Origin of the sequence: Falsiroseomonas sp. (assembly GCF_051859025.1) — a bacterium.
GTDB lineage: Bacteria > Pseudomonadota > Alphaproteobacteria > Acetobacterales > Acetobacteraceae > Falsiroseomonas.
The window spans coordinates 68079-92087 of record NZ_JBHYGL010000023.1 but is presented as its reverse complement, the minus strand read 5'-3'; the positions used below and the strand labels follow the sequence as shown (position 1 = coordinate 92087).

Genomic DNA, 24009 nt, shown 5'->3' with positions numbered 1-24009 from the left:
CGGTGCGTTCAGCCGTGCAGGTGGCAGGCGACGCCGCCCTGGTTCTGCCCCTCCGCGCTGGTCCAGGCGGGCATGTCGCGGGAGCATTGCGGCATGGCGTGGATGCAGCGGGGGTGGAAGGGGCAGCCGGGGGGTGGGTTCGCCGCGCTCGGAATCTCCCCGATGATGCGCGGCAGGATGCCGCGGCGCGACGGGTCCGGGATGGGCGAGGCATCGCGCAGCATCTGGGCGTAGGGGTGCAAGGGGTTGGCCAGGACCCGGGCCGCCGGCCCTTCCTCCACGATGCGGCCGAGATACATCACCGCGACGCGGTCGCAGAACCAGCGGATGACGCTGAGGTCGTGGCTGACGAACAGGAATGACAGGCCCCGGCGCTTGCGGAGTTCCTGCATGAGCAGGAGGACCTGCGCCTGGACGGAGACATCGAGGGCGGAGACGGGTTCGTCGGCGACGATGAGTTCCGGCTCCACCGTCAGCGCGCGGGCGATGCCGATGCGCTGGCGCTGGCCGCCGCTGAATTCATGCGGGAAGCGGTCGAGGGCGGCGGCGGGGAGGCCCACCTCCTCCAGCAGCGCGCCGGCGCGGCGGCGGGCTTCCGCGCCTTCGGCGATGCCGTGGACATGCATGGGCTCGACCAGGGCGGAACCGATGGATTGGCGCGGGTCGAGGGAGGAATAGGGGTCCTGGAAGACGATCTGCATGCGGCGGCGGAGCGCCTTCAGCGCCGGGCCGCGGGCGGCAAGAACGTCCTCCCCTTTCCAGCGGACGCTGCCGCCGTCAGGTTCGATCAGGCGGAGCAGCGCGCGGGCGGCGGTGGATTTGCCGCAGCCGGATTCACCGACCAGGCCAAAGGCCTCCCCCGCATTGATGGTGAAGGAGATGTCCTCCACCGCGCGGACGGTGACGGTCTTCGGCGTCGGGAAGCCCTTGCGGGAGACGAAGTGCTTGCGGAGGTTCGTGACTTCGAGGACCGGGCTCATTCGTTCCTCAGCTTCGGATCGGTGGCGTCGCGCAGGCCGTCGCCGACCATGTTGAGGCCGAGCACCAGCAGCAGGATGGCGATGCCGGGGAAGATGGCGAGCCAGGGGGCATCGAGGATGTTCTCGAACCCGTCGCGCGTCATGCCGCCCCAGGTGGGGGTGGGGGGCTTCACGCCGAGGCCGATGAAGGAGAGCGAGGCTTCGACGCGCACGGCGGTGGCCAGCCAGAGCGTGCCCATCACCATCACCTCCGACAATATGTTCGGCAGGATGTGGCGGAACAGGATGCGCGTGTGGCTGAAGCCGAGCGCGCGGCCGGCCTCCACGAAGGCGCGTTCCTTCAGCGCCATGGTGGGGGCGCGCGCCACGCGGGCGAAGGGGGCGATGGCGGTCAGCGCGATGGCGACGACCAAATTCTCCAGCTCCGGCCCCAGCAGCGCCACGACGATGAGGCCGAGGATGAGCGAGGGGAAGGACAGCAGCACGTCCATCACCTGCATCACGAACAGGTCGAACTTGCCGCCGATATAGCCGGAGACCAGGCCGATGGCGCCGCCGATGACCATGGCGGCCGCGATGGCGCCGAGCGAGACGGTGAGCGAGATGCGCGCGCCCCACATGAGGCGGCTCAGGATGTCGCGCCCGAACTGGTCGGTGCCGAGCCAGTATTCGGCGGAGGGCGGCTGGAGGCGGTTGATGATGTCCTGCTCCGCCGGGTCATAGGGGGCGAGCCAGGGGGAGAGCACCGCGGCGAGGAGGATCGCGAGGCAGATCAGCGCGCCGGCGAGCGTGGTGGGGTTGCTGCGCGCCTTGCCAAGCGCCCGCTTCCAGGCGGGGATGGCGGCGGGGGCGACGAGTTCTGCCGTCGTGTCGGACGCGCTCATGCCTGCTTCACCCGCGGGTCGAGGATTCCGTAGAGCAGGTCGGTGACGAGGTTCACCACCACGATGAGGAAGCAGTAGATGACCATGAGGCCCTGGAGCATCGTGTAGTCCCGCTGGTTCAGCGCGCCGACGATGATCTTGCCGAGGCCGGGCCGGTTGAAGACGATCTCCGTCAGCACGGAATTGCCGAGCAGGATGCCGACATAGAGGCCTACGACGGTGACGATGGGGATGGAGGCGTTGCGCAGCCCATGCACCCAGACCACGCGCCGCCAGGGCACGCCCTTGGCGCGGGCGGTGCGGATGTAATCTTCCCCCAGCGATTGCAGCATGGCGCTGCGCGTCACGCGGGTGATGTAGGCGGCCATGACCAGGCCGAGGGTGATGGCGGGCAGGATGAGCTTGTGCAGGCGGTCGCCGTAATCCTCCAGATTCGCGCTGCCGATGACGGGGAAGATCCGCCAGTGCAGGGCGAAGGCCAGCAGCAGAAAAATGCCGGAGACGAAGACGGGGAAGGAGAGGCCGATCAGGGAAAGGATGCGCGCGCCGACATCGATGATGCCGTTGCGGTGCAGCGCGGCCCAGATGCCGACGGGAACGCCGACGATGACGCCGAAGATCATCGCCGCCACCGTCAGGTCGATGGTGTGGGGCAGCACGGCGGCGACCTCCGCCATGATGGGGCGGTTGGTCACCATGGAGTTGCCGAAATCACCCATCAGCGCATTGGTGATGAAGCGGAAATACTGTTCCCAGAGGGAGGCATCGAGGCCTAGGCGCGTGCGGAGTGCCGCGATCGCCTCCGGCGTCGCCTGGTCACCGAGGATGACCAGGGCGGGGTCGCCGGGGACGATGCGGACGATGACGAAGACGAGAGTCAGCACCGCGATCAGCGTGGGGATCGCGGCGAGGAGACGGCGGAGGACGAAGCCGATCATGGGGTATGCGCGATCGGGTCTTGGTGTGCGCAACCCTCACCCCAACCAGCCTGCGGCGTCGCGGCAGTGCCGCGACCCCCCGCAAGCGCGGGGGAGGGAGCCGTGGCGGTTGGGGTGGAGGTGATGCGCATCACCGGATGCGGGTCGCTTCGGTGATGAGCGGGCCGAGGGACATGCTGCCCTTCAGCTCATAGCCATAATCCACATTGTCGCGGCGAGCGAAGACCAGCAGGGTTTCCAGCAGCGGCACGCCGCAGACATTCTCCAGCAGGATCTTCTGCGCCTCCGCCCAAAGGCGGTTTTGTTCCTCCGGGTTGGTGGAGACGCGGGCGGCATCGATCTGGCTGTCGGCCTGGTCGCAATGGGAGAAGTTCGTCACCGCCGTCGGCGTCTGCACGCGCGAGCGGCCGTGGTAGAACTGCGTCAGGTAGATGTCCGCCACCGGGAAGCGCGCGGCGGAGTAGTAGACCAGCGGCGAGAGGTCCTGCCGGATCTGCTGGTGCCAGGTCGCGTGTTCCACCACCTGCAGATCGAGCGTGATGCCGGACCGGCGCAGCTGCTGCTGCAGCACCTGCATCATCGTCAGCATTTCCGGCAGCTGCGTGTGGATGACGCGGATGGTCAGGCCGTTGGGGTGGCCGGCCTCCGCCAGCAGGGCGCGGGCGCGGGCGCTGTCGAAGGGCAGCAGCGGCGTGGCGTTGGAGAAGCCGAGATAGCCGCGCGGCACCAGGCTCTGCCCTTCCCGCGTCACGTCCTGGCCGCGGAAGCGGACCAGTTCCTGGCGGTTCACGGCATGGGCCAAGGCGCGGCGGATGCGGATGTCGTTGAAGGGGGGCTGGCGGGTATTGAGGTTGAGGATCGCCAGCTCACCGGGTTCGAACACATCGACCACGGTGTTGGGCAGCGCGCGGGTGCGGTTCAGCCAGGTCTGGTCCGCCCGGCCGTAATTCACGTCCAGCTCCCGGTTCTGATAGGCCAGGTCGCGGGAGGCGTCGGAGGGGATGAAGCGGTAGGAGATGCGGCCGAGCTGCGGCGCGCCACGGAAATACTGCTGGTGCGCGACGAGTTCGGCGGATTGGTTCGGCGTGACGCGATCCAGCGCGAAGGGGCCGGTGCCGATCGGGTTGCGGGCGAAGGCGTCGCCGCGTTCCTGCACCGCGCGACGGCTGACGATGTAGCCGCCGGAATAATTGGTCAGGATGCCGAGCATGCTCGGCACATTTTCCCGCAGCGTGATGCGGACGGTGTGGCTGTCCACCGCCTCCACATTCTGGAAGGCGCGGTAATCCGCGGCGAAGGCGGAGGAGGCGGCCGTGCCGGATTTCCGCAGGCTGAAGACCACGTCTTCCGCCGTCAGCTCCCCGAAGCCGCCATGGAACTGCACGCCACGGCGGAGGAAGAAGGTCCAGGTCTTGCCATCCGCGCTGCTTTCCCAGCGCTCGGCCAGGTCGGGCTCGATCTCCGCGGGGTTGATGGAGCCGGGCTTGAAGCGGACCAGGCCGTTGAACATCCAGGCCACGACCACGCGGTCGATGGTGGAGACGGCGAAATGCGGGTCGAGCCGTCCGACATCCTGCGCGGCCATGCCGACGCGGAGCGTCTGGCCTTGCGCCTGGGCCTCGTTCGGCACCGCGCCGATGGCCGCCGCCAGCGCCATGACGCTGCCGAGCAGCGCCGCCTTGAATCCTCGCATTGCTTTCGCCTTCCCCGTCCCAGTCGATGGCCCCTTCGGGGCCGGTTCATTCAACCCGAGGCCCGATGACGGGCAGGGCTTTTTCAAGCAGCCGCATCCTGGACCCTGAAGCGCCCGATGTCGAAGGCGTCCAGCGGCACGTCGGTGCGGCCATCCATCACCAGTTCGGACAGCACGGCGCCGATGCCGGGCCCGGTCTGGAAACCTTCGCCGCAAAGGCCGAAGGCATGCAACAGGCCGGGTGTCGTGTGCGACGCGCCGATGACGGGAAATTTGTCGGGTAACTGCCCATCGGTGCCGGACCAGGACCGGATGATCATGGCATCGCGCAGCGCCGGCAGCACGGCGATGGCGCGCTGCATGGCGCCGAAACTCGCCTCCGGCGTGGGACGGACACTGAGCGCATCCTCGTCCCCTTCGCCATGCCCGCCGCCGAAGATGACGTTGCCGCGGGGAATCTGGCGGAGGTAGAGGTCACCGCCGACGACGCCCAGGCTGTTGCGCAGGAAGTAGGGCAGCGGCTCCGTCACCAGCATGTTGGGATGCAGGGCCTGGATAGGCACGGCTTCCCCGAAGCTGGCCGCGACCTGCCCGCCCCAGAAGCCGGCGCAGTTCAGCAGCCAGGGGGCGCGGAATTCGTGGCCATTGGCCGTCACATGGAACAGCGCGCCGTCATGCGCCATCGCCGTGACCGCGTGGTGTTCGCGGATGGAGGCACCGGCGGTGCGGGCGGCGCGGGCCAAAGCGGGGGCCAGCAGGCGGGGATTGGCGGTGCCATCCTCCTCCATCAGGCTGCCGGCGATGACCGTGTCGCTGAAATAGGGGTGCAGGTCGCGGATGGCGTTGCGGCCGACCATGCGGGGGCGCAGGCCGTATTCCGCGGCCATGGCGTTCCAGTCGAGCAGCGACTGTTCCTCGGCCTCGGTCCGCGCCAGCTTCAGGTGGCCGCAGGGGTCGAATTCGGCGTCGGTGCCGGTCAGTTCCGGCAGCCGCGCCCAGATGGCGCGGGACTTGATGGCGAGCGGGATGCCGGCGGGGTGGCGGCCCTGCTGGCGGACGCCGCCGTAATTGGACCCCGTGGCCTGGCTACCGACCAGGCCGCGTTCCAGCAGGATGGTGGAGACGCCGCGGAGCGCCAGGTGAAGGGCGGCGGAGGTCCCTGCCCCGCCGCCCCCGATGATGAGTACCTCTGTTTCAACACAGCGTATCCGGTCGGCCTCGACCGCCGCGGAAGAGCGCGGCGCCTTCGGCCAAGCGGATACGCTGGGGGCGTCCTGCTGCATCCGACCTACTGAACGGGTATGGGTTTAACGGGCGGCTGGCCGCGCAGGCGGCCGACCTCATCCACCTTCACGCCCAGCGCATCGGCCAACACGGCGGCAGCCGGCGGGCCGCAGAGGCGGCCCTGGCAGCGGCCCATGCCGACGCGGGAGAAGGCCTTGGCGCGGTTCATCTCCGGCGCCTCGGCGGCCGCGGCGGCGCGGAGTTCGCCGGCGCTGATCACCTCGCACCGGCAGACCGAGACATCATCCGCCATCTTCGCCGCCAGCTTGGCGGGATAGGGGAAGGCGCGGTCCAGCGCAGCGCGGAAGCGGGCTTCCGTGCGAAGCCGCGTGTCCAGGTGGACCGTCAGCGCGGCATCGCTGGGCAGGTGGGCATCGGCCAGCAAAGCGAGGGCCGCGCGGGCGCCGGACAATTCCGCGACATCCGCGCCGCCGATGCCGGCGCCATCACCGGCCAGGAAGACGCCAGGCACCTGGGTGCGGCCGGCGCCGTCATGGCGGGGCACCCAGTTCTGCTGCTTCGTGTCGTAGTCGAAGGGCACGCCGGCCAGGTCCGCCAGCTGGCTTTCGGGCTTCAGGCCCCAGCCCAGCGCCACGGCATCGCAGGGGGTGACGTGTTCCTTCCAACTGGTATCGCGCCAGCGGATGGCGGTGACGGCGCTGTCGCCCTCGATCGCGAGGGGGGTGGCGTCCTCGACATACTGGACGCCGGACAGGCGCAGGCGGAAATCCATCATCACGCCGCGCAGGAAGGTCGGCGTGTTCCAGAGCAGGCCGGAGGTTTCCCAGAACTTCTGCAGGAAATGGGTGGTGTCCAGCACCAGGGCCGGCTTCGCGCCCGCCTTGATGTATTGCAGCGCCGTCAGGATCAGCAGCGGGCCGCTGCCGATGAGGACGGGGGACATGCCGATGCCCACGCCCTGGGATTTGAGGGCCACCTGCGCGCCGCCCAGCGTGGTGACGCCGGGCATGGTCCAGCCGGGGATCGGCACCACGCGGTCCACCGCGCCGGTGCAGAGGATGAGGGCGTCGTAGGTGACCTCCCCCTGTTCCGTGCCGCCGGTGAGGGTCTGGAGGGTGCGGGTCTCCGGCCGGATGTTCCAGACCAGGGTGTCCGGCCGCCAATCCGTGCGCGGCTTCATCGCATCCAGCGTCGCGTGCAGGCGCTTCGCACGGCCGGCATCGGCGCCGTAGAGGGCGGCGGCATCCCGCTTGAAGCCGGCGGGCGGGCGCTGGGTGACGCGGCCGCCGCCATCAGGCGCCTCATCGATCCAGATCGGGCGGAGGCCCGACCGGACAAGCTGTTCAACCGCGCGGATGCCGGCCGGGCCGGCGCCAACCACAACAACTCTCTTCATCGACGGATCACCTTCATTCCAGGTTCCGCCAATGTGGTGCAGGCGCGGCGGATTCCAGAGCCCTCCACACGAACCCAGCAATCCTGGCAGGCACCCATCCAGCAGAAGCCGGCCCTTCCGCCATCCCCGAATTCACTGGTGCGGACATGGGTCAGGCCGCCGGCCAGCATCGCCGTCAGCAGGGTATCGCCCTGTTTTCCCACGATTTCCGCGCCATCCACGGTGAATGACAGCGCGGGCCGGTCCTGGTCCACCAGGCGCGTGACGGTCATGCCAGGGCCTCGAACCGGCAATTAACCTTAATCTCCCCGACAGTTGCGGAATTGGGGAGGCGGAGGACGGTTTCGACCAGGACGGCCACATCCTCCGGCCGGCTCATGGCATCGCGGGGCCATTTGGCCTTGGTGGTCATGTCGGTGGCGACGAAGCCCGGGCAGATTGCGGTGGCGCGGATGCCGTGTTCCCAGCCGAGGCGCCGGACCTCCTGCGTCAGGGCCACGACGGCGAATTTGCTCATGGCGTAGCCGAGATTCTCATTCGCGACCCGCTTGCCGGAGAGGGAGGCGAGGTTGACCACCCTGCCCTGCCCGCCGGCCACCAGATGCGGCCAGGCGCTTCGGATCAGGCGCATGGGGCCCTTCACGTTCACGCGCCATTGCTGGTCGATGGGGGTCTCATCCTCATCCAGCAGGCGGCCCATGGGGTTGATGCCGGCGGCGTTCACCACGGCGTCGATCCGGCCGAAGCGGGCCATGGTCGCGGCGACCCAGGCCTCCGAGGCGCCATCCTTCTCCGCGTCCCAGGGGTGGAGCATGAGGTCGGGGCCAGCGGCGAGCTTGGACGCGCTGCCGCGGATGCCGGCGGAGACGAGCCAGCCGGAGCCGTGCAGGCGGCGCAGCACTTCCCGCCCGATGCCGCGGGTGCCGCCGGTGATGAGGACCACCCTGCCGACGGGGTCAAGCATGAGGGACCCCGTCGGCCTTTACTGATGCCGCTCCGCGGCGGGTACCTGATGCCGCTCCGCGGCGGGCGGGATCAAGCATCGGCCAAAACCTTTCCGGTGGCGACGTGGCAGCGGGCGGCGTGGCCGGGCTCGGTCTCGGCCAGCACCTGTTCCTGCTCGCAGCCCGCGCGCTTCTGCGGGCAGCGGGCGGCGAAGCGGCAGCCGGCGGGCATGGAATCCAGCGGCGGCACGCGGCCGGGAATGGCGGAGAGCGCCTGGCCGGCAGCATCGAGGCGCGGGATCGCGGAGAACAAGGCGCGGGTATAGGGGTGCTGGGGGTTGGCGAAGATGGCCTCGACCGGGCCCTGCTCCACGATCTCCCCGGCATACATCACGGCGACGCGGTCCGCGATCTGCGCGACGACGCCGAGGTTGTGGGTGATGAAGACGACCGCCATGCCGTATTTCGCGCGGAGGTCGGCCAGCAGGCCGAGCACCTGGGCCTGGATGGTCACGTCCAGCGCCGTGGTGGGTTCATCCGCCAGCAGCACGGCGGGTTCGCAGGCCAGCGCGATCGCGATCATCACGCGCTGGCGCATGCCGCCGGAGAATTGGTGCGGGTATTCCGACAGGCGCTGCGCGGCGGAGGGGATCTTCACCTCCTCGAACAGTTCCCTCGCCCGGGCCAGCGCGGCCTTGCGGTCCATGCCGCGATGGAGGCGCAGTGACTCCGCCACCTGGTCGCCCACGGTCATGACCGGGTTCAGGCTGGTCATGGGTTCCTGGAAGATCATCGCCATGCGGTTGCCGCGCACGGATTCCAGCTGCTTTTCCGACAGGCCCGCGATGTCCTGGCCATCCAGCACGATGCGGCCGGCGGCGACGCGGCCATAGGGCGGCTGGACCAGGCCCATGACGGAGAGCGCGGTGACGGATTTGCCGCAGCCGCTTTCCCCGACCAGGGCCAGCGTCTCGTTCCTGTTGAGCGTCAGCGACAGGTCCCGCACGGCGGGGTGCCATCGGCCGCCGATGCGGAATTCGGTGCGGAGGCCGATCAGCTGCAAGGCGGGGAGTTCGAGGGCGGGCTTGTCCATCGCGGCCACGTTGCGCCAGCGACGGGCCGGCTTCAAGCGGGGGCTACAGCGTGACGAAGCTTCCATCCTTCGCACTGCGGAGAATGGCCTCGATCGTCCGCTGGACGGAAAGGCCGGAGGCGCCGCTGTTGCTGGGTGGACGTTTTTCCGCGATCGCCGCCAGGACCTCCGCGATCATGGAACGGTGGGGGCCGTGGTCGAAGGCCATGGGGTCCGCGCCGCCGCCGCCGGACATGCCCCGGTCCAGGATTTCGACGGGTTGGCCCTTCAGGTGCAGTTCCAGGCGTTCGGCGACCAGCACGGCGCTGCCGCCGGTGCCGGCGATCTCGATCCGTTCGGGGAAGCCGGGTTCCGCCACCGTGGTGGCGTCCAGCACGCCGATCGCGCCGCTGGCGAAATGGAGGGTGGCGGCGGCGATGTCCTCCGTATCGATGGCACGCAGCGGGCTGGTGCGGGCCAGCGCGGCCAGGCGGTCCACGGGGCCGGCGAGGTGCAGCAGCAGGTCCAGCGTGTGGATGGATTGCGTCAGCAACACGCCGCCGCCATCGCGGGCCTTCATCCCTCGGCCTGGTTGCGCAAAGTAGGCGGCATCGCGCCACCAGCGGATGGAGGCGGAGCAGGAGAGAAGCGTGCCGAGCGCACCCGACTCGATGGCCTGCTTCAGGCGCAGCGAGGCCGGGCGGAAGCGATGCTGGAACACCACGGCGAGCGTGATGCCGGCGGCGGCGTCGAGCATCCGCTGGGCGCGTTCCGCGGTGATCTCCAGCGGCTTTTCCACCAGCACATGCCGGCCCGCGGCCGCGGCGGCCTGGATCAGCGGCAGGTGGGTGCCGGGGGGTGTCAGCACCAGCAGCAGGTCGCTGGCGGCGATGACGCCATCCAGCGTGTCGAAGACGGGCACCGACCAGCGGGCGGCGAAGGCCGCCCGGCGATCCGCGCTGGGGGAGAAGCCGCCGGCGATGCGGGCCTGGCCGGCTGCCTCCAGGTCCTTGAGCGCCAGCATGTGGGGCTGGGAGGCCATGCCGAGGCCGATGATGCCGATGCCGATCATGGGGCGGTTCCTTCGCGCAATGCCGCGAGGCAGAGGACGTTGAGTTCGTTCTCATAGGCGAGGCCGGCGGTGAGCGGGGCCTCGAAGGATTGGCGCACGGCAGCCTTCACGGCCTGGGTGGCGACGGGGGGGAAGGACGCGATCCTTTCGCACAGCGCGCGGGCCTCGGCCTGTAGCGCATCCTCCGCGACGATCTGTTCGACCAGGCGCAGGCGCTGGGCTTCCTCCGCATCGATGGTGTCGCCGGTCAGCAGCAGGCGCAGGGCCTGGCCCTGGCCGATGAGGCGGGGGAGGAGTTGGCTGGCGCCGCCGCCGCCGACCCAGCCGCGCGTCACCTCCGGGAAGCCGATGCGGGTGGAGGGGGCGGCCAGGCGGATATCGGCGGCGAGTGCGAGTTCGAAGCCACCGCCGAGCGCCCAGCCCTTCAGCGCGGCGATGACGGGCTTGCGGATGGACCGCACCGCGCCGGGGTAGTCCGGGCGATGCCGGAAATCCCAGGGCGTCCGAAAAGCCTCGATGGCCTTGAGGTCCATGCCGGCGCAGAAGGCGCGGGGACCGGCGCCTTCCAGCAGCACGGCGCGGATCGCTTCATCGGCGTTGATCGTGCGGGCATGGGCGGCGAGCTGCTCCGCCATCGCGTTGGTGATGGCGTTGTGCTTGGCGGGACGGTCGAGCGTCAGCAACGCGACAGCCCCTTCCCTGGCCAGCGTGACCTGCCCGTCCATGCGTTTCCATCCCCGATCGTTGGGGGATAGGGTAGCCGCAAATGAACCGGAGGGAATGGGCGGGATGCGCAGGGTCTCGGCCGCGCAGGCGGCTTCGCTGGTACGGGATGGCGACACGCTGCTGATCGGCGGGTCGGGCGGCGGCCATGCGGTGCCGGATGCGCTGCTGGCGGCACTCGGGCAACGCTTCCGGGATGAGGCATCGCCGCGCGGGATCACGGCGCTGCATCCCGTCGGAGTCGGCGATGGCGGCCATCGGGGCATGGGGCATCTGGCGCAGAAGGGGCTGCTGCGGCGCAACATCGCGGGCAGCTTCGTCAACAGCCCGCCCGTGGGCCGCATGGCCCTGGCCGATGAGATCGAGGCCTGGTCCCTGCCGCAGGGCGCGCTGTCCCAGTTGATGCGGGAGATGGCGGCGGGGCGGATGGGGCTGTTCACGAAGACGGGACTGCACACCTTCGTCGATCCGCGGCTGCAGGGCGGGCGGCAGAGTGCGTCGGCCATCGAGGATCTGGTAACGCTGGAGATCGTGCGGGGCGAGGAGATGCTGTTCTTCAAGCCCTATCACATCGACATCGCCTTCCTGCGCGGCACCACGGCGGATGAGGATGGCAACGTCTCCATGGAGCAGGAGGCGGTGACCTTGGAGATGCTGAGCGAGGCGCAGGCGACGAAGCGCTGCGGCGGCATCGTGGTGGTGCAGGTGAAGCGCATGGCGGCGCGGGGATCGCTGCATCCGAAGATGGTGAAGATACCGGGCATCCTGGTGGACCTGGTGGTGGTGGAGCCGAGCCAGGAACAGACCTTCCTGGTGCCCTATTCCACCGCCTATTCGGGGGAGCTTCGCGTGCCGCTGGATGACATCCCGGTATTGCCGCAGGACTCCCGGAAAGTGGTGGCGAGGCGCGGGGCGCTGGAATTGTTCCCACGCGCCATCTGCAACCTCGGCTCCGGCATCTTCACCGGCATCGCCAATGTGGCGGCGGAGGAAGGGTGCCTCGACGCCATCTGCCTGACCAATGAACAGGGCAATGTCGGCGGCGCGCCGGCTAGTGGCGGCGATGCGGGGGCGGCGATGAACCCGGATGCGCAGCTCGACCAGCCCTACCAGTTCGATTTCTACGATGGCGGGGGGCTGGACCTCGCCTTCCTGTCCTTCGCGGAATTCGATACGGCGGGGAACGTCAATGTCAGCCGCTTCGGGGGGAAGCTGATCGGGCCGGGCGGCTTCATCAACATCAGCCAGAACGCGAAGCGCGTGGTCTTCGGCGGCACGCTGACGGCCGGGGGCAAGCCCAAGGCGGTGCGCGAGGTGGAGCAGATCACCTTCTCCGGCGCCTATGCGCGCAGCCGCGGGCAGCCGGTGCTGTATGTGACGGAGGCGGCGGTGTTCCGGCTGGGGGAATCGGGGCCGGAACTGGTGGAAATCGCGCCGGGGCTGACGGTGGAGGATGTGGCCGGGCGGATGGGGTTCCGGCCGGCGGTGCACCCTGGCTTGCGGGCGATGGATGCGCGGCTGTTCGACCCGGCGCGGATGGGGCTGGCGGCGGAGATCGCGGGCAAGCCCGGCAAGCCCGCCAATCCCAGGCTGGCTGCGCTGTGAGACTCGGCATCGAGGCCGGGGCGGAGGAGCGCTTCACCAAGATGGTGACGGAGCGCGACCTGCTGCTGACGGCGGAGATCACGGGGGACCATGACCCGCTGCATGTCGATGAGGCCTATGCCGCCCGCACCGCCTATGGCCAGCGGATCGCGCATGGGGCGCTGGTGCTGGGGCTCCTGTCCTCCACCGCGTCGCGCATCGCGCATCGCGCCATCGCGGCGGGGGCGGAGGGGGTGCCGGTCTCGCTGGGCTATGACCGCGTGCGCTTCCTGGCGCCGGTCTTCGTGGGGGATGGGCTGACGGCGCATTACCGGGTGGAGAGCGTCGATCCCGCCAGGGGGCGGAGCGAGGCGGCCTGCGAGGTGGTGAAGGCGGATGGGACGCGCTGCCTGGTGGCGCGGCACATCCTCAAATGGGTGACGGAATCCCGGTAACTGGGCGGTTCCCAAGCGGGGCGGGACCGCGCTAGCCTCCCTGCCGGAGCCGGGCGCCTGACCCGGCCACATCAATGGGGAGAAAGTTCATGGAACGTCGCGCCTTGCTCGGCGGCATCGCCGCTGCCTCCGGCCTGCTGGCCGCGCCCAGTGTCGTCATCGCCCAGGCCCCGATCACGCTGAACGGCGCCAGCCAGTTCAACGACGATCACGTCTTCAACCGCTGCATGACGCGGTTCGAGGAACTGGTGAAGCAGTATTACGGGCGGCCCATCAACTTCGTCATGCACAAGAACAGCTCGCTGGGGCTGGAGAAGCAGTTCTTCGAATACATGTCGGCCGGCCGCGCGGTGGATTACGCGATCGTCAGCCCCGCCCACATGTCCACCTTCAGCCGCGCGGCGCCCTTCATCGACGCGCCCTTCCTGTTCCGCGACCTGGCCCATTGGAACACGGTGCTGGACCAGGATCTGTTCAAGCCGGTGGCGGATGAGGTGGCGCGGCGCGCGCGCGTCGAGCTGATCGGCTATGCCGGCGGCGGCGTCCGCAACATCTTCTCCTCCCGCCCCGCGCGAAACATGGCGGAGTTGCGGAACCTGCGCGTGCGCGTGCAGGGCGCGCCGATCTGGTCGCGGACCTTCCAGGCGATCGGCATGGCGCCGCAGGTCATCGCCTATAACGAGGTCTACAACGCCATCCAGAACAACGTCATCGAGGCCGGCGAGAACGAGGCCGCGGGTGTCGAGCAGATGCGGTTCTTCGAGGTGGGGCCGAACCTGCTGATGACGCAGCACGCCATCACCATCCGCCCGCTCTGCTTCTCCTCCCAGACGCTGGCGCGCCTGCCGCGTGAACTGCAGGAAGCGGTCCGCCGCGCGGGTCGTGAAGCCGGCGTCTTCGGCCGCCAGACCGAGAGCAGCGAGGATGAGCAGAAGATCACGGCGCTGGAGACCGCGGGCCGCCTGCGCCGCATCCCCTTCACCGAGCGCGCGGCGATGAACGCCGCCGTGCTGCCGGTGATGGCGGCCTATGCGCGGGAAATCGATGCCGAGGGCATCCAGTCCCGCATCAACGCCATCACCTCGTGACGTGATCGGGTGACGTGACCGGCGGGGTGGCGCGTGCCACCCCGCCTATCTTCCCTATGCCGCCATTCCAAGGAATCACCAGCATGGCGCCGCAATCCGGCGTTCGTGGCGCGCTGCGCCGCTTCAACGAATACTACGCCCGCTTCCTGGAATGGCTGCTGGTCTTCTCCGTCGCCAGCATCATCCCGCCCGTCGCGCTGCAGATCTTCGCGCGCTTCACGGAATTGCTGCCGCGCTACATCTGGACGGAGGAGGCGAGCCGCTTCCTGCTGGTCTGGACCGTGATGATCGGCGCCATGGTCGCGATCCGGGAAGGCACGCATTTCAACGTCGATCTCTTCCCCAACCTGAAGGGACGCGGAAAGGCGGCGGCGGATCTGCTGGCAGGTTTCTTCGTGGTGATCTTCGCCCTGGTCTTCGTGTGGTGGGGCTGGGAATTCACGGACAGCGCCTGGTACCGCATCAGCGAATTGGCGGAGCTGCCGCTCTGGACCATCTACATCGCCTGGCCGATCACCGGCCTGACCTTCCTGATCTTCATGGCAGAGCGCATCTGGGATGACCTGGCGGTGCTGACCGGTGCCGAGGAACCCCTGAAATGATGGCCTCCACCCTTTCGGCGGGGCAGGCCGCGGCCTTCCTCTTCGGTGGCTTCTTCGGGCTGCTATTCCTGCGCGTGCCGGTCGCCGTGGCGCTGGGCCTTTCCTGCCTGCCGCTGCTGCTGCTGGAAGATCGCCTCTGGCCCATGATCATGGTGCAGGAGACGTTCAACGGCTTCAACAGCTTCATCCTGATCGCGGTGCCCTTCTTCCTGCTGGCCGCGAACCTCATGAACATCGGCGGGATCACGGACAGGCTGGTGCGATTCTCCCGCGCCATCGTCGGCCACATGCCGGGCAGCCTGGCGCAGATCAATGTCGTGCTCTCGATCTTCTTCGCGGGCATCTCCGGCAGTTCGACGGCGGATGCGGCCAGCCAGTCCAAGATCTTCATCGATGCGCAGCGGCGGGAGGGCTATGATGACAGCTTCTCCGTCGCCATCACCGCCGTCTCCGCCGTGCTCGCCGTCATCATCCCGCCATCCATCCTGATGATCGTCTGGGGTGGCGTGCTGACGGTGTCCATCGGCGGGCTGTTCCTGGCCGGCGTGCTGCCGGGGCTGCTGATCGGCGTGGCGCAGATGGCCACCGTGCATGTCTATGCGAAGATGCGAAACTACCCGACCTATACGCGGGCGACGCTGCGCGAATTCTTCGCCGCCTTCATCGTGGCGGTGCCGGCCCTGCTGACGCCCTTCATCATCATCGGCGGCAAGATCTTCGGCTGGTTCACGGCGACGGAAGCGGCCTGCATCGCGGTGCTCTACGCCGGCGCGCTGTCCATCTTCGTGTACCGGGAGATGGACATGAAGGGCCTGCGCACGGCCTTCATGGATACGGGCAAGCTGTCCGGCATCACGCTGTTCTGCGTGGGCACGGCCAGCGCCTTCGGCTGGCTGCTGGCCTACTACAAGATCCCGGAAGCCATGCTGTCCGGCGTCATCGCCTGGGACATGGGGCCGGTCGCGACGGGGTTCTTCATCTCCCTCGTCTTCCTCATCGTGGGCTGCTTCCTGGATGCGATCCCGGCGATCATCATCGTCGGCACCATCCTGCAGCCCATGGCGGAACATGCGGGGCTGCATCCCATCCACTTCGCGATGATCTCCATCGTGTCGCTGGCCTTCGGGCTGGTGACGCCGCCCTACGGGCTGTGCCTGATGATCGCCTGTTCGGTGGCAGGCATCCGGATGACGGATGCACTGAAGGACACGATGATCATGCTGATCCCGATGTTCGGGGTGCTGGCGCTGCTGATCCTGTGGCCGGACATGGCGCTGCTGCTGCCCCGTCTGATCGAGCCGGACTTTCTCAAATAGGCGTGGCACTCCACGCCGAAAGGCGCGCGCCCACGCTCATCCCACCCTCTCCCCCGCCCGGGGGAGAGGGTTTTTTCATGCCGGGTTGCGGGGGTTTCCGACCCGGCGGGGAAGCGCCACCTTGGGGGGGTGAACCCGAATCCCCCCCGCGCGCCGATCACCTCGCTGCGTCTGCTGCTGCCGCAGCTTCGCCCCTACCTGCCCCGCGCCATCGGCGCCGTGGTCGCGCTGTTCGTGGCCGCGGCCATGACGCTGGCCATCGGCCAGGGGCTGAAGGGGCTGATCGACAACGGCTTCAGCGGCGGCGCGGAGGGGCTGAACGGCGCCGCGCTGGCCATGGGGGGGATCGTCGCCGTGCTCGCGGTGGCGACATCGGCCCGATACTATCTGGTGTCATGGCTCGGCGAACGGGTGGCGGCGGACCTCCGGCGGCGGGTCTTCGACCATGTGCTGTCCCTGTCCCCCGCCTTCTTCGAAACGGCGCGCACCGGCGACATCCTGTCCCGCATGACGGCGGATGTGGGGCTGCTGCAATCGCTGATCGGCTCCGCCATCTCCATGGGGTTGCGCAACGCGCTCACGGGGCTGGGGGCGCTGGCGATGCTGGTGGCGACCAGCGCGAAGCTCGCCGGCATCATGCTGGTGGTGCTGCCGCTGGTGGTGGCGCCGCTGGTGCTGTTCGGGCGGCGGGAACGCAAACTCTCCAAGACCGCGCAGGAACGGGTGGCCGATCTGGCGGCGACGGCGGAGGAAGCGCTGAACGGGCTGCGCATCGTGCAGGCCTTCACGCATGAACCGCAGGACCGCAAGCGCTTCGGGGAGGAGGTGGAGCGGTCCGTCGGCGCCGCCCTGCGCCGCATCGCATCACGTACCGCGCTGATCCTGGCGGTGATCCTGTTCGGCTTCGGCGCCATCACCTTCAGCCTCTGGGTGGGCGGGCAGGATGTGGTGGCGGGGCGGATGACGGGGGGCGAGCTGTCCGCCTTCGTCTTCTACGCCGTGCTGCTGGCGAGTTCGGGCGCCACGATGAGCGAGCTGTGGGGCGAGATCCAGCGCGCGGCGGCCGCGGCGGACCGGCTGCTGGAGATCCTGGCCGCGGTGCCCGCCATCGCGGCGCCGGCGAACCCGGTGGCGCTGCCGGTGCCGGCCGCTGGGCGCCTGGCCTTCCAGGATGTGGGCTTCCGCTACCCGACCCGGCCGGATGCGGCGGCGCTGGACGGGTTTTCGCTGACCGTGGAGCCGGGGGAGACGGTGGCGCTGGTCGGGCCCTCCGGCGCCGGCAAGACGACGGTTTTCCAGCTGTTGCTGCGCTTCTACGATCCGCAATCCGGGCGCGTGCTGGTGGATGGGGTGGATGTGGCGCAGGCCGATCCGGCGGCGCTGCGGGGGCGGATCGGCATCGTGCCGCAGGATGCGGCGATCTTCTCCGCCAGCGTGGCGGAGAATATCCGCTACGGGCGGCCGGATGCGAGCGATGCCGAGGTGCGCGCGGCGGCGGAGGCGGCGGCGGCGGATCGCTTCATCGGGCTGCTGCCGCAGGGCTATGACACGCATCTCGGCGCGCGGGGCGTCACGCTGTCCGGCGGGCAGCGGCAGCGCATCGCGATCGCGCGCGCCATCCTGCGCGATGCGCCGATCCTGCTGCTGGACGAGGCGACGAGCGCGCTGGATGCGGAAAGCGAGCAGGTGGTGCAGCAGGCGCTGGAGGCATTGTCCCGCGGCCGCACCACGCTGGTGGTGGCGCACCGCCTGGCCACCGTGCGCAACGCCGACCGGATCGTGGTGATGGAGGCCGGGCGCATCGTGGCGATGGGGACGCATGAGGCGCTGGTGCGGGAGGGCGGGCTCTATGCCCGCCTGGCGGCGCTTCAGTTCGGGGAAGCGTGAGGACCCTCAGATCCCCTCGAACAGCCTGGTGCTGAGGTAGCGTTCGGCGAAGCTGGCGGCGATACCGATGACGAGGCGGCCCTTCATCGCGGGATCGCGCGCCACCTCCAGCGCCGCGTGCAGGACGGCGCCGGAGGAGATGCCGATGGGCAGCCCTTCCTCCCGTGCGCAGGCGCGGGCGGCGGCCAGGGCCTCTCGTTCCGACACGCGCATGATCGAGTCGAGGCGTTCGAGTTCGAGGACGGAGGGGCGGAAACCGGCGCCGATGCCCTGGATATCGTGCGGGCCTGGTTCCTCCCCGGACAGGACCGCCGATTCGGCGGGCTCGACGCCGATGATGCGCAGGCCGGCGCGCCGGGGCTTGAGGGCGCGGGCGATGCCGGTCAGCGTGCCCCCGGTGCCGACGCCGCCGATGATGGCATCGACCTCCCCGCCCGTATCGGCCCAGATCTCCTCCGCCGTCGTTGCCTCATGCACCGCGGGGTTGGCGGGGTTGTCGAACTGCCGGGGCATCCAGGCGCCGGGGGTGGCGGCGATGATCTGCTCCGCCCGCTGGATGGCGCCGGCCATGCCGCGGCGGGCGGGGGTGAGTTCGAGCTCCGCGCCCATCAGCTTCATCATCTTGCGACGTTCGATGCTGGCGCCGTCGGGCATGACGACGATCAGGCGGTAGCCCTTGGCGGCGGCGACGAAGGCGAGCGCGATGCCGGTATTGCCGGAGGTGGGCTCCACCAGGGTTGAGCGGCCGGGGGCGATCAGGCCCTCGCGCTCCGCGGCTTCCACCATCGCAAGGCCGATGCGGTCCTTCACGGAGCCGAGCGGGTTGAAGAATTCCAGCTTGAGGGCGAGGTGGGCGGCGAGGCCTTCCTTCGCCTCCAGCCTTGGCAGCCGCACGACCGGGGTGTTGCCGACGATGTCGAGGACGCTGCCATAGACACGGCCGTGGCCGGTGGCCAAGGCGGGCGTGGATTTCCGGCTGGAACGGTCGGGCATGCGGGGAAGCCTTCGGCTGCGCGCGGCGTTGATGCGGCTGTTCTGGCGCGGGCGGAACGGGCTGTCCATGCCAGGGCTGGCAAATCACGCGGAAAAGCCGTAGATAGCGTTGCCTCCAACGCGCGGGATTCGAGAAAAATGCTGCTCCGCCAGGACCGTGTCATGACCGCAATCGCCGTGATGCTGGATGTGGGGTTCCACGCCGGGCGCGGGGGAGAGGTGACGGGCGGCGCCGAGGTGGCGGAGCGGATGGGCGCGGCGCGGCGGGGGATCGAGCCCGTCTTCCAGGCGCTCTCGCGCACGGGGTTGCTGGACAGCGTGCGCGGGCCGCGCGGCGGCTACCGGCTGGGGCGCAGACCGCGGGACATCAAGCTGCTGGAGATCATCGGCGCAGTGACGGAGGAGCCGGAGGCGATGCCGGGCGACCTGACCGGCAAGTTGCAGGTGGCGGTGGTGGCGCCGCTGTGGCGGGAGATGGAGGACGGGCTGCGGGAACGCTTCGCCGGCCTGACGCTGGATGATTTGCTGAAGCGCGCCCAGGCCGCCGGGCTGAAGCGACCGGCGACGGAGCCGCTGAACTTCGCGATCTAGAACGCCGCCCGGCGCGCTTCCTCCGCCGGCTGGAGGGCGCCGAGGCCGAGCGCCGTGACCTCCCCGATCACCACCAGGGCCGGCGTGGGCAGGTTCGCGCGGCGGGCATCGAGGGTGCAGGTGCCGAGCATGCTGTGCAGCACCTGCTGGCCGGGCGTCGTCGCCTGGGCGATGACGGCGACCGGTGTCGCGGCGCTCAGGCCGCCGGCGAGCAGGCGCAGCGCGATCTCATCCAGCCGCGACAGCGCCATGAAGGCGGCGATGGTGCCGCCGACCCGCGCCAGGGCATGCCAATCCACCGCGCCGGGCAGGTTGCCACCCTCATCATGGCCGGTGACGAAGGTGACGGCGCTGGCGACGCCGCGATGCGTCAGCGGGATGCCGGCGGCGGCGGGGGCGGCGGTGCCGGCGGTGACGCCGGGCACGACCTTCCAGGGGATGCCGGCCTCCTCCAACGCCTGAGCCTCCTCCCCGCCCCGCCCGAAGACGAAGGGGTCGCCGCCCTTGAGGCGGATGACGCGGAGCCCTGCCCGCGCGCCGGCCACCAGGCGGGCGTTGATCCGGGCCTGGCTGACGGGGGCGGCGCCCTTGCGCTTGCCGACCGCCACGACCTCCGCCCCCGGGCGGACAAGGCGCAGCACGGCGCGGCCCGGCAGGGCATCGTGCAGCACCAGGTCGGCGCGCTTCAGCGCCTCCGCCGCGCGCAGCGTGAGAAGGCCGGGGTCGCCGGGGCCGGCGCCGACCAGCCAGACCTCGCCGGGGCGTGGACCATGGGCGGGGCCTAGGGCAGAGCAATTATTCACGGAATACCATCGTGTGTCTTGCCATCCGGAGAACACCACACTCTATCACGATCAACAATAGCGTATTTGGCGGCCGAATCACCGATATCATGTCCGTTCTATGGAAGGTTTTCTGTTTTCGCGATCTTTTGTCGTTTGATACCGTTGAATACGCGACCGTGCTGCGTTAATCAGGCATCCCCTGGTCATTGCGGCGTGCGCCCCACGCCGACGGGAAGGAAGCAGCCATGTCCGCACCGGCGAAGATCCGCCCAGCCACCGCCCCGGTGGTCGTCACCGCCAATGATCTGCGCACCGGGCGCGTGGTTTGGCTGGGCAGCGCCGGCTGGACCGGCGATGTCGCCGCCGCACGGGTCTTCGCGGCCGCGGACGCCGCGGCGGCGCTGGCGCTGGGTCAGGCGGCGGAGAAGGCGCGGATCGTGGTCGGCGCCTATCTGGTGGAGGTCTCGGCCGGGGCGGTGCCGCTGAAATTCCGGGAAAGGCTGCGGGCGCAGGGCCCGACCATCGATGCGGCGCCGCGCGCGACGCTGCGCCTGGCGTCCTGACCGCCATGGACCAGATGACCCACGCGATCCCGCCCCATGCCCGCACCTATCGCCATGACGAGGTGGACCGGGACTTCCTGGCCGCGCGCATCGCGGAATTTGGCGACCAGGTGGCGCGGCGTCTGTCCGGTGAATTGACGGAGGACGAGTTCAAGCCGCTGCGGCTGATGAACGGCCTATACCTGCAACTCCACGCCTACATGCTGCGCGTCGCCATCCCCTATGGCGTGATCGATGCGCGGCAGATGCGGCAGCTCGGCCACATCGCGCGGCGCTGGGACCGCGGCTTCGGCCATTTCACCACGCGGCAGAACATCCAGTTCAACTGGACGAAGCTGGAGGATGTGGTGGACATGCTCCAGGCGCTGGCCGACGTGGACATGCACGCCATCCAGACCAGCGGGAACTGCGTGCGCAACGTGACCACCGATGAATTCGCCGGCGCCACGAAGGATGAGCTGGTGGACCCGCGCGTCTATGCGGAGGTGCTGCGGCAATGGTCCACGCTGCACCCCGAATTCACCTACCTGCCGCGCAAGTTCAAGATCGCCATCACCGGCGCGCCGCATGACCGCGCGGCGATCAAGGTGCACGACATCGGCGTGACGGCGAAGCGGAACGAGGCCGGCGAGACGGGCTTCGAGATCTGGGTCGGCGGCGGGCTCGGGCGCACGCCGATCATCGGGACGAAGCTGTTCGACTTCGTGCCGGAAGCCGACTTCCTGGCGACGATGGAAGCGGTGCTGCGCGTCTACAACGCGCTCGGCCAGCGCGACAACATCTACAAGGCGCGCATCAAGATCCTGGTCCGCGACCTCGGCGATGAGTTCCGTCGCCTGGTCGAGGCGGAGTTGGCGGCGATGCCGGCAGGCCGCTACCGGCTGGACCCCGCGGTGGTGCAAGCGATCGAGGCGCATTTCGCGCCGCCGCCCTTCGCTACCCTACGGGACGACCCGCCGCGGTATCGCCGTGCGATGCAAGCCGATGCGGAATTCGCGACCTGGGCGCGCAACAGCACGCATCCCCACCGCGCGCCGGGCTACGTCTCCGTCGTCATCTCGCTCAAGCCCATCGGTGGCATTCCGGGCGATGCCTCGGCCGAGCAGATGGAGGCGGTGGCGGCGCTGGCGGAGGCGTTCTCCTTCGGCGAAATCCGCGTCAGCCACGTGCAGAATTTGGTGCTGCCGCATGTACGGCAGGAAGACCTGCACGCGCTGTGGCAGGGGCTGAAGCAGCACGGCCTCGCCACGCCGAATGTCGGGCTGATCAGCGACATCATCGCCTGCCCGGGGATGGATTACTGCGCGCTGGCGACGGCCCGCAGCATCCCCGTCGCGCAGCGCATCAGCGAACGCTTCGCGAGCCTCGACCGGCAGCTCGATATCGGGACGCTGCACGTCAACATCTCCGGCTGCATCAACGCCTGCGGGCATCACCATGTCGGCCATATCGGGCTGCTCGGCGTGGATAAGCGGGGGGAGGAAGTCTACCAGATCACCCTCGGCGGATCGGCGACGAACGACGCGACGATCGGCGAGCTGATCGGCCCCGCCTTCAGCTACGACAGCGTCGTCGACGCCGTCGAAACACTCGTGCACACCTATGTCGCGCATCGCGAGCCCGGCGAACCCTTCAAGGACACCTACCGCCGCATCGGCCCGGCGCCATTCAAGGAGGCGCTCTATGCCCCTGCTTGAAGACGGCCGGCTGGTCGCGGACCCATTCCTCAACGTCGCTGACGACGAAGCATTGCCGGATTGCGCGGCGCTGGTGTCGATCGATCGCCTCCACCGCGAAGGCGATGCGCTGGCCGGGCGCAACGCGCCCCTCGGCGTGGCGCTGCCGCCCGGGACCAACCCCGCCGTGCTGGCACGCTGGCTGCCCCGCCTGGCGCTGGTGGCGCTGACCCTGCCGAAACACCGCGACGGCCGCGCCTTCACCCAGGCGCGGGCGCTCCGCGAATACCACGGCTACACCGGGGAGATCCGCGCCACCGGCCACGTGATCCCCGACCAATACGCGGCGCTGCTGCGCTGCGGCGTCACCACGGTGACCGTGCCGGACAACACCGACACCACCACCTGGACCCGCATGCGGGATGCCATCCCCCTCGCCTACCAACCCGCCATCACCGGCGACGGCCACGCGAACCTGCTGCGCCGCCGCGTCAGCCTGGCGCGACACGATGAGGGCGCCGGCGGGGCGCCGGGCGGGGGGTAGGCGGGCACGGTATGCGCGGGTGGCTCGCGGGGGAAACGCCGTTTCCCCCGCACCCCCTTTGCCAGGGACCAGCGGGCCCCTGGACCCCAGGCTTTTTATCGATGGGTGACGGGAGGGGCACAGAACGACCGCGGGACAAGCGCGCGTTCCTGGCCCCTCCCGTCACCCATCGATTGAAGGGGGATCAAAGGGGCCGCTGCCCCTTTGCAGGGGGTGCAGGGGGACAGCGTCCCCCTGCAGGCCACCAACGCGCGCACGTGCCCGCCTACCCCCCGCCCGGCGCCGCGTAGGGCACCCCCACCGTGCGCACCAGCCAGGCCAGGCGGTGGCGCTGCGCCGCCTGGGCGTGGGCGCGGGCGGCGGCCTCGGCGGCGTTGCCGTCGCGGGCTTGCAGGGCAGCGAGGATGGCCTGGTGTTCGGCGTGGGCTTGGGCGGCGCGGCCGCCGAATGTCAGCAGGGTGGGCAGCAGGGCCATGGTGGCGCCGAGTTGTTCCAGGCTGCGCAGCAGGTAGCGGTTGTGGGCGGCCAAATAGAGCAGGCCGTGCAGGCGCTGGTTGGTCTCGGCCAGGGCGCGCGCATCGTCGAAATGCCCGGGTTCGGAGGCGATGAGTTCGGCCATGGCGCCGATCTCCGTCGGGCTGGCGTGCTGGGCGGCGAGGCGCGCGGCCGCGCCTTCGAGCACTTCGCGCATGACGTAGAGTTCGACCACCTGGGCGTGATCGGGCCGGGTGACGGTCAGGCCGCGGCGGGCCTCGTGGGTCAGCAGCCCCTCCGATTCCAGCCGCGCGATCGCCTGGCGGACGGGGGTGCGGGAGACGCCGAAGCGGGCGGCGAGGTCCGTTTCCGTCAGGCGCAGGCCGGGGGCCAGGGTGCCGTCCCGGATGGCGGCGCGGATGCGCGCATAGGCTTCCTGGCCGAGGTCGCGGCTGGGCAGGGGCATGTCCATGCGCCCGGTCTAGCGCAGGGCAGGCCTGGATT

Annotated in this window: 24 protein-coding genes; 10 read left to right on the top strand and 14 right to left on the bottom strand. The window is 69.6% G+C overall.

Features of this window, described 5'->3' with window-relative positions:
* Positions 1 to 8 precede the first annotated feature (8 nt).
* The 11 genes from ACTIE5_RS18610 to ACTIE5_RS18560 all read right to left on the bottom strand — a co-directional run bounded on the left by ACTIE5_RS18610 (position 9) and on the right by ACTIE5_RS18560 (position 10949).
* Positions 9 to 980, bottom strand: coding sequence for an ABC transporter ATP-binding protein (locus ACTIE5_RS18610; protein WP_439551207.1), 972 nt, complete (start codon positions 978 to 980; stop codon positions 9 to 11).
* Positions 977 to 1864, bottom strand: a complete 888-nt coding sequence (locus tag ACTIE5_RS18605) for an ABC transporter permease (protein ID WP_439551206.1) — start codon at positions 1862 to 1864, stop codon at positions 977 to 979. Before ACTIE5_RS18605 ends, ACTIE5_RS18610 begins: the two co-directional genes overlap by 4 nt.
* Positions 1861 to 2802, bottom strand: a complete 942-nt coding sequence (locus tag ACTIE5_RS18600; RefSeq protein WP_439551205.1) for an ABC transporter permease — start codon at positions 2800 to 2802, stop codon at positions 1861 to 1863. Before ACTIE5_RS18600 ends, ACTIE5_RS18605 begins: the two co-directional genes overlap by 4 nt.
* 130 nt (positions 2803 to 2932) lie before the next feature.
* Positions 2933 to 4495, bottom strand: coding sequence for an ABC transporter substrate-binding protein (locus ACTIE5_RS18595; protein WP_439551204.1), 1563 nt, complete (start codon positions 4493 to 4495; stop codon positions 2933 to 2935).
* Positions 4496 to 4578: 83 nt separating this feature from the next.
* Positions 4579 to 5778, bottom strand: a complete 1200-nt coding sequence (locus ACTIE5_RS18590; RefSeq protein ID WP_439551203.1) for an NAD(P)/FAD-dependent oxidoreductase — start codon at positions 5776 to 5778, stop codon at positions 4579 to 4581.
* Positions 5779 to 5783: 5 nt separating this feature from the next.
* Positions 5784 to 7136 (bottom strand): FAD-dependent oxidoreductase, encoded by a 1353-nt coding sequence (locus ACTIE5_RS18585; RefSeq protein WP_439551202.1) that lies wholly within the window; start codon positions 7134 to 7136, stop codon positions 5784 to 5786.
* Positions 7133 to 7408, bottom strand: coding sequence for a (2Fe-2S)-binding protein (locus ACTIE5_RS18580; RefSeq protein ID WP_439551201.1), 276 nt, complete (start codon positions 7406 to 7408; stop codon positions 7133 to 7135). The genes ACTIE5_RS18585 and ACTIE5_RS18580 overlap by 4 nt, the downstream gene beginning before the upstream one ends.
* Positions 7405 to 8100: an SDR family NAD(P)-dependent oxidoreductase gene (locus tag ACTIE5_RS18575; protein WP_439551200.1), complete on the bottom strand. Its 696-nt coding sequence runs from the start codon at positions 8098 to 8100 to the stop codon at positions 7405 to 7407. Before ACTIE5_RS18575 ends, ACTIE5_RS18580 begins: the two co-directional genes overlap by 4 nt.
* 71 nt (positions 8101 to 8171) lie before the next feature.
* A complete protein-coding gene (locus tag ACTIE5_RS18570; protein WP_439551199.1) occupies positions 8172 to 9173 on the bottom strand; it encodes an ABC transporter ATP-binding protein in 1002 nt (333 codons plus the stop codon).
* Between the two features lie 43 nt (positions 9174 to 9216).
* The gene (locus ACTIE5_RS18565) at positions 9217 to 10224 is read right to left on the bottom strand and encodes a Gfo/Idh/MocA family protein (RefSeq protein ID WP_439551198.1); all 1008 of its coding nucleotides are present in this window, start codon (positions 10222 to 10224) and stop codon (positions 9217 to 9219) included.
* Positions 10221 to 10949: an enoyl-CoA hydratase/isomerase family protein gene (locus ACTIE5_RS18560; protein WP_439551197.1), complete on the bottom strand. Its 729-nt coding sequence runs from the start codon at positions 10947 to 10949 to the stop codon at positions 10221 to 10223. The genes ACTIE5_RS18565 and ACTIE5_RS18560 overlap by 4 nt, the downstream gene beginning before the upstream one ends.
* 64 nt (positions 10950 to 11013) lie before the next feature.
* Between ACTIE5_RS18560 and ACTIE5_RS18555 the strand changes: the two genes are divergently transcribed.
* The 6 genes from ACTIE5_RS18555 to ACTIE5_RS18530 all read left to right on the top strand — a co-directional run bounded on the left by ACTIE5_RS18555 (position 11014) and on the right by ACTIE5_RS18530 (position 17879).
* Positions 11014 to 12552 carry an acyl CoA:acetate/3-ketoacid CoA transferase gene (locus tag ACTIE5_RS18555; protein WP_439551196.1) on the top strand — a complete coding sequence of 513 codons (1539 nt, stop codon included), beginning with the start codon at positions 11014 to 11016 and terminating at the stop codon, positions 12550 to 12552.
* Complete coding sequence (locus ACTIE5_RS18550; protein ID WP_439551195.1) at positions 12549 to 12986, top strand: MaoC/PaaZ C-terminal domain-containing protein; 438 nt, start codon at positions 12549 to 12551, stop codon at positions 12984 to 12986. The genes ACTIE5_RS18555 and ACTIE5_RS18550 overlap by 4 nt, the downstream gene beginning before the upstream one ends.
* A gap of 89 nt (positions 12987 to 13075) precedes the next feature.
* On the top strand, positions 13076 to 14074 hold the full coding sequence (locus tag ACTIE5_RS18545) for a TRAP transporter substrate-binding protein (RefSeq protein WP_439551194.1): 999 nt from the start codon (positions 13076 to 13078) through the stop codon (positions 14072 to 14074).
* Between the two features lie 83 nt (positions 14075 to 14157).
* Positions 14158 to 14676 carry a TRAP transporter small permease gene (locus tag ACTIE5_RS18540; protein ID WP_439551193.1) on the top strand — a complete coding sequence of 173 codons (519 nt, stop codon included), beginning with the start codon at positions 14158 to 14160 and terminating at the stop codon, positions 14674 to 14676.
* On the top strand, positions 14673 to 15992 hold the full coding sequence (locus ACTIE5_RS18535; protein ID WP_439551192.1) for a TRAP transporter large permease: 1320 nt from the start codon (positions 14673 to 14675) through the stop codon (positions 15990 to 15992). Before ACTIE5_RS18540 ends, ACTIE5_RS18535 begins: the two co-directional genes overlap by 4 nt.
* Before the next feature lie 129 nt (positions 15993 to 16121).
* Positions 16122 to 17879 carry an ABC transporter transmembrane domain-containing protein gene (locus ACTIE5_RS18530; RefSeq protein WP_439551191.1) on the top strand — a complete coding sequence of 586 codons (1758 nt, stop codon included), beginning with the start codon at positions 16122 to 16124 and terminating at the stop codon, positions 17877 to 17879.
* 6 nt (positions 17880 to 17885) lie between these two features.
* Here the strand turns inward: ACTIE5_RS18530 and cysK are convergent, their stop codons facing one another.
* Complete coding sequence (gene cysK / locus ACTIE5_RS18525; RefSeq protein ID WP_439551190.1) at positions 17886 to 18872, bottom strand: cysteine synthase A; 987 nt, start codon at positions 18870 to 18872, stop codon at positions 17886 to 17888.
* 138 nt (positions 18873 to 19010) lie between these two features.
* Here cysK and ACTIE5_RS18520 point away from each other — a divergent pair, with 138 nt between their 5' ends.
* A complete protein-coding gene (locus ACTIE5_RS18520; RefSeq protein WP_439551189.1) occupies positions 19011 to 19463 on the top strand; it encodes an RrF2 family transcriptional regulator in 453 nt (150 codons plus the stop codon).
* Here ACTIE5_RS18520 and cobA read toward each other — a convergent pair.
* Positions 19460 to 20266, bottom strand: coding sequence for a uroporphyrinogen-III C-methyltransferase (gene cobA / locus ACTIE5_RS18515; protein WP_439551188.1), 807 nt, complete (start codon positions 20264 to 20266; stop codon positions 19460 to 19462). The two genes, ACTIE5_RS18520 and cobA, sit on opposite strands and share 4 nt — an antisense overlap.
* A 227-nt stretch (positions 20267 to 20493) precedes the next feature.
* Between cobA and ACTIE5_RS18510 the strand changes: the two genes are divergently transcribed.
* Genes ACTIE5_RS18510 through ACTIE5_RS18500 form a run of 3 tightly spaced genes read left to right on the top strand, consistent with a single transcriptional unit; the run spans position 20494 to position 23031 of the window.
* A complete protein-coding gene (locus ACTIE5_RS18510) occupies positions 20494 to 20811 on the top strand; it encodes a DUF2849 domain-containing protein (protein ID WP_439551187.1) in 318 nt (105 codons plus the stop codon).
* A gap of 5 nt (positions 20812 to 20816) precedes the next feature.
* On the top strand, positions 20817 to 22508 hold the full coding sequence (locus ACTIE5_RS18505) for a nitrite/sulfite reductase (RefSeq protein WP_439551186.1): 1692 nt from the start codon (positions 20817 to 20819) through the stop codon (positions 22506 to 22508).
* Positions 22495 to 23031, top strand: coding sequence for a DUF934 domain-containing protein (locus ACTIE5_RS18500; RefSeq protein WP_439551185.1), 537 nt, complete (start codon positions 22495 to 22497; stop codon positions 23029 to 23031). The genes ACTIE5_RS18505 and ACTIE5_RS18500 overlap by 14 nt, the downstream gene beginning before the upstream one ends.
* Before the next feature lie 265 nt (positions 23032 to 23296).
* Here ACTIE5_RS18500 and ACTIE5_RS18495 read toward each other — a convergent pair whose 3' ends face one another.
* Positions 23297 to 23971 (bottom strand): GntR family transcriptional regulator, encoded by a 675-nt coding sequence (locus ACTIE5_RS18495; RefSeq protein WP_439551184.1) that lies wholly within the window; start codon positions 23969 to 23971, stop codon positions 23297 to 23299.
* Between the last annotated feature and the right edge of the window lie 38 nt (positions 23972 to 24009).